The organism is Microcystis sp. M53598_WE2 (assembly GCF_030067735.1).
Classification (GTDB): Bacteria; Cyanobacteriota; Cyanobacteriia; order Cyanobacteriales; family Microcystaceae; genus Microcystis; species Microcystis aeruginosa.
Genome location: NZ_JASJFE010000203.1, coordinates 1 through 5,361, shown reverse-complemented (window position 1 = coordinate 5,361; position 5,361 = coordinate 1). Strand labels below are relative to the sequence as shown.

The 5,361-nt window shown below is 41.3% G+C and carries 2 protein-coding genes; both read left to right on the top strand.

Annotated features, from left to right (window positions below; genetic code table 11):
* On the top strand, window positions 1-3,501 hold a 3,501-nt coding region (locus PX636_RS04375; RefSeq protein ID WP_288116327.1), incomplete at its 5' end, for a non-ribosomal peptide synthetase.
* 15 nt (window positions 3,502-3,516) lie between these two features.
* Window positions 3,517-5,361 (top strand): condensation domain-containing protein (locus tag PX636_RS04370; protein ID WP_288116326.1); only part of this gene is annotated, 1,845 nt, incomplete at its 3' end.

Below are 5,361 nucleotides of genomic sequence, written 5' to 3'. Positions count from 1 at the left end.
TTTATTCATTTCCATGTTTATCAAGGTATCATCGGGGTGAAAGATTTAGAAGTCTTAGGAGGGAAGTTTTTTAATCAAACTAATTTTACATTGTTAGCTAATTTTAGTCTTCATCCCCTTTCATCTCAAATAGAACTTACCCTTAAATATGATGGGAATTATCTAGGGGAAAAGCAGATGGAGTTAATCGGAGGATACTACGAGAAAACTCTCATCGCTATGGCAACGGAAGGGTTAGAACGTTATGAAACTTGTTGTTTACTTTCTGAGCAAGAACAACATCAATTATTAAAAGAATGGAATGATACTGAGGTTCACTATCCGGATGGGTGTATTCATCAATTGTTTGAGGAGCAAGTTAAGCGCAGTCCTGATGCGATCGCTATTATTACAGAAAATGAACAATTAACCTACCGTCAATTAAACGAAAAAGCGAATCAATTAGGGCATTATTTAGGCAAAAAAGGGGTAAAAACGGAGTCTTTGGTGGGAATTTGCCTAGAACGGACCCCTGAGATGGTTATAGGGTTATTAGCCATTCTCAAAGCAGGGGGAGCTTATGTACCTTTAGATCCAGCTTATCCAACTGAACGCCTCAATGTTATCTTAGAAGATGCTCAAGTTTCCTTGTTGCTAACACAAGCAAAATTAGTAGAGAAATTAGGGAATTATCCAGGGAATCTGGTGATATTAGAGGCAGAAGCCAGAAATATAGCCCTAGAAAGTCCCGAAAACCTCTCTTTACCCGTAAGTTCCAGTAATACCGCTTATGTGATTTATACCTCCGGTTCAACGGGGAAACCAAAAGGGGTTGTCATTGAGCATCACAGCACCACAACCTTACTGAATTGGTCCAAGGAAGTCTTTAGCAGTGAGGAATTAGCGGGGGTTTTGGGAGCTACTTCTATTTGTTTTGATTTGTCAGTATTTGAACTATTTTTGCCCTTGGCTGTGGGGGGTAAGATTATTCTGGCCCAGAATGTTTTAGATTTGCCTAGTTTAAGTGCAGCCAAAGAGGTAACATTAATTAATACCGTACCTACAGCGATAGCTCAACTGCTGGAAATTGAGGCGATACCTGAGACTGTGCAAACGGTAAACCTCGCCGGAGAAGCTTTGTCTAATCAATTAGTCCAGAAGCTTTACCAGCAGGAAAACATTAAGAATGTTTATAATCTCTACGGTCCTTCAGAAGATACCACTTATTCCACTTTTAGCTTAGTGCCTAAAGGACACCATGGACAACCGAGTATCGGCCGGCCTATTGCCAATACTCAAGTTTATATTCTGGACTCTTTTAAGCAACCGGTTCCTCTAGGAACTATTGGTGATTTATATATCGGGGGTAAAGGGTTAGCTCGATGTTATCTGAATCAACCTGAATTAACCGCCGAGAAATTTATCTCCAATCCGTTTAGTAATGAACCTAATGCCAAACTCTATAAAACAGGAGATTTAGCCCGATATTTACCCGATGGAAATATTGATTTTTTGGGGCGGGGTGATAATCAGGTAAAATTGCGGGGTTTCCGCATTGAATTAGGAGAAATTGAGGCAACTCTAGGGACTTATCCCCAAGTTAAGCAAAAGGTGGTGAAGGTTTGGGAAGACTCCTATCGGAATAAGAGATTAGTCGCTTATCTAGTAGGAGAAAATGGTCCGATAAATACTGAGGATTTGCGTCGTTTCTTGGGACAGAAATTGCCAGAGTATATGATTCCGGCTCTTTTTGTCTCCTTAGAAACTCTCCCTCTGACTCCCAATGGAAAAATTGACCGTTCCAGTTTACCCCTCCCTGAGATACCTTGGACATCTGAGCAGGATTTTGTCCCCCCGCATACTCAGAAAGAAAAGATTTTGGCCAGTATTTGGCAAGATGTTCTCAGCATTAAACAAGTGAGTCGTTATGACCGCTTTTTTGAAGTTGGGGGCGATTCTATTCTCAGTATTCAGGTTGTCGCTCGCGCTCGTCAAGCCGGGTTGAAGATTACCCCTAAACAGATATTTGAATATCCTACTCTTGCTGAACTAGCTACAGTTGCCGATTATTCCACAGCCGAATTAGCTAAACAGGGTTTAGTGACGGGTATTGTGCCTCTCACTCCCATTCAACTGTGGTTTTTTGAGCAAAATCGCGCTGAAATGCACCACTTTAATCAGTCTGTCCTCTTAGAAGTTCCCCATCACCTGAAAGCTGATTTGTTAGCTCAATCTCTGAGAAAATTAATTGAACATCATGACGCTTTGCGGTTACGGTTTACTGTGGAGGAAGGACAATGGCAACAAGTCAATGAAGGAATGCCGGAGGAAGTACCTTTTGAAGTGATTGATTTGTCTTCTATTCCTCAATCTCAGCAAAGGGAAACTCTCTTAGCAATGGCAACAACTCAACAGGCAAGTTTAAACCTCTCTACTGGACTATTAATCAAGGCGGTACTATTGGAATTGGCGCCCTATCAACCCAGTCGGTTACTGATTATTATTCATCACTTGGGGGTTGATGGTGTATCTTGGCGAATTTTGTTAGAAGATTTATTGATGACTTATCAACAGCTAGAAAGGGGGGAGAATGTAGAACTTCCACCTAAAACCCTAGCCTTTCAGGATTGGGCGCTTCTCTTGAGGGATTATGGACAAGGGGAGAAAGCGAGAGAGCCATTAGACTATTGGTTAACTCAACCTTGGTTAGAGGCGAGAAATTTACCTGTAGATGACGAGGCTGGAAAACAATACAATACAGTAGCGACGGCAAATGATGTCACGGTGACTCTAGATGAAGAACAAACCCGCACCCTCTTGCAAAAAGTCCCCGCTGCCTATAACACTCAAATTAATGAGGTTTTGTTAACCGCTTTAGCGGAAACTTTGACACAATGGACAGAAAATTTGACCATATCTCTTGATTTAGAAGGACACGGACGAGAAGATTTGTTCAGTGAGGTTGACTTATCGAGGACGGTAGGTTGGTTTACCAGTCTTTTTCCGGTTATTTTGCGACTCCCCCCCGAAAATCACCCCGGTGAGCGGCTCAAATCTATTAAAGAACAGTTACGAGCTATTCCTCACAGGGGAATTGGCTATGGAATTTCGCGATATTTGAGTGATGATGCTGATATTAAGTCTCAATTAGCTGAAATTCCTGCCAGAGAAGTTTTGTTTAATTATTTAGGTCAATTTGAGCAAGGACAATTGCAAAAAGGGGATTGGAAATTAGCGAATGAGTCTAAGGGGCCTAATCACAGTCTTAAGGGACATCGTAGTCATTTATTAGAGATTACGGCCAGAGTTATCGAGGGACAGTTACAAGTAAACTGGACTTATAGCGATCTCATCTATGAACGTTCGACGGTAGAATATTTAGGGCGCAGCTATAAAGAAGCTTTGCTGAAATTGATTGAGCATTGTTTATCTCCTGATGCTGGGGGTTACACTCCCTCAGATTTTCCAGTAGCGCACTTGAATCAACAGGAATTAGACGATATTCTGGCAGAAATTGACTAATAAGGAGAATCTTTCATGGCAGACACAAAAAATCAACCCGCCAAAAATGTGGAGTCTATTTATCCTCTTTCCCCCATGCAGGAAGGGATGCTCTTTCATAGTCTTTATACTCCTGATTCAGGGATTTATTGTAGTCAAACTCTAATTACTCTGGAGGGAGAAATTAACCTTACAGTTTTTAGGCAAGCGTGGGAAAAAGTTGTAGAGCGTCACTCGGTATTAAGGACTCTATTTCTTTGGGAAAAACGGGAAAAACCTCTGCAAATTGTGCGAAAAAAGGTTGATTTGCCTTGGGATTATCAAGATTGGCGCAATCTTTACCCCACAGAACAACAACAACGTTTAGATTTATTGTTAGAAACAGAGCGTCAACAAGGGTTTGAACTCAAAGTTGCTCCTTTAATGCGTTGCTTGATGATTCAACTATCGGACCAAACTTATAAATTCCTCTGCAATCATCATCATATTATTCTGGATGGTTGGAGTATGCCTATTATTTATCAAGAAGTTTTAGGGTTTTATGAGGCAGGTATTCAAGGGAAAAGTTATCATCTTCCTTCACCGCGTCCCTATCAAGATTATATTGTTTGGTTACAGGAGCAAAACCCATCTATTGCTGAGAGTTTTTGGCAGCGAACTCTTGAAGGGTTTATGACTCCCACCCCCCTGAGGGTGGACAGACTCCAGTTAATGAAATCTGAAGGTAAGCCAACTTATAAAGAGTATAACTGTCATTTATCGGCTTCTCACTCCAAAGACCTGCAATCTTTGGCGCAAAAGCATAATCTGACCTTATCTACTCTAGTACAGGCCGCTTGGGCGATTCTTCTCAGTCGCTATAGTGGGGAGTCAGAAGTTTTATTTGGGGTTACGGTTTCTGGTCGCCCTCATGATTTATCAGGGGTAGAACATAGGGTAGGATTATTTATTAATACATTGCCGCTGCGAGTCTCCATCAGAGAATCAGATTTATTGCTATCTTGGTTACAGGAATTACAGCAAAAGCAAGCAGAAATTCAGGATTATGCTTATGTTTCTCTGGCTGAAATACAGAGATTAAGTGATATTCCACCGGGGGTTCCCCTGTTTGAGAGTTTGGTCGTTTTTGAGAATTATCCCAGAGAAGCGTTATCGAGAGATTCTCGTCAATCCTTAAGGGTTAAGGATGTGGAGAATTTTGAGGAAACTAATTATCCTTTGACGGTGGTTGCTATTCCTAAACAGGAGTTACTGATTCAGTTAGTCTATGATACTAGCCGTTTTACTCAGGATACGATTGAACGGATGGCAGCACATTTACAGACTATTTTAACAGGGATTGTTACTGATACTCGGCAACGGGTAACACAATTACCTATATTGACAACACAAGAGCAACATCAGTTATTAGTAGAGTGGAACAATACCGAGGCAGATTATCCTTTAGATAAGTCTTTACATCAATTATTTGAAGAACAAGCTGCACAGAATCCGCAGGGAATAGCGGTTATTTTTGAAGGACAAAAATTAACCTATCAACAGTTAAATAACCGGGGCAATCAGTTAGCTCACTGTTTACGAGATAAGGGTGTAGGTCCAGAAAGTTTGGTCGGGATTTTTATGGAGCGTTCCCTAGAGATGGTCATCGGTTTATTAGGGATATTAAAAGCCGGGGGAGCTTATGTACCTTTAGATCCGGATTATCCTACCGAGCGCTTGGGGGATATCCTCTCAGATTCGGGTATTTCTTTGGTGTTAACTCAGGAATCTTTAGGGGATTTTCTTCCCCAAACTGGGGCCGAGTTACTGTGTTTAGATAGGGATTGGGAAAAGATAGCTACCTATAGTCCAGAAAATCCCTTCAATCTAACGACTCCTGAG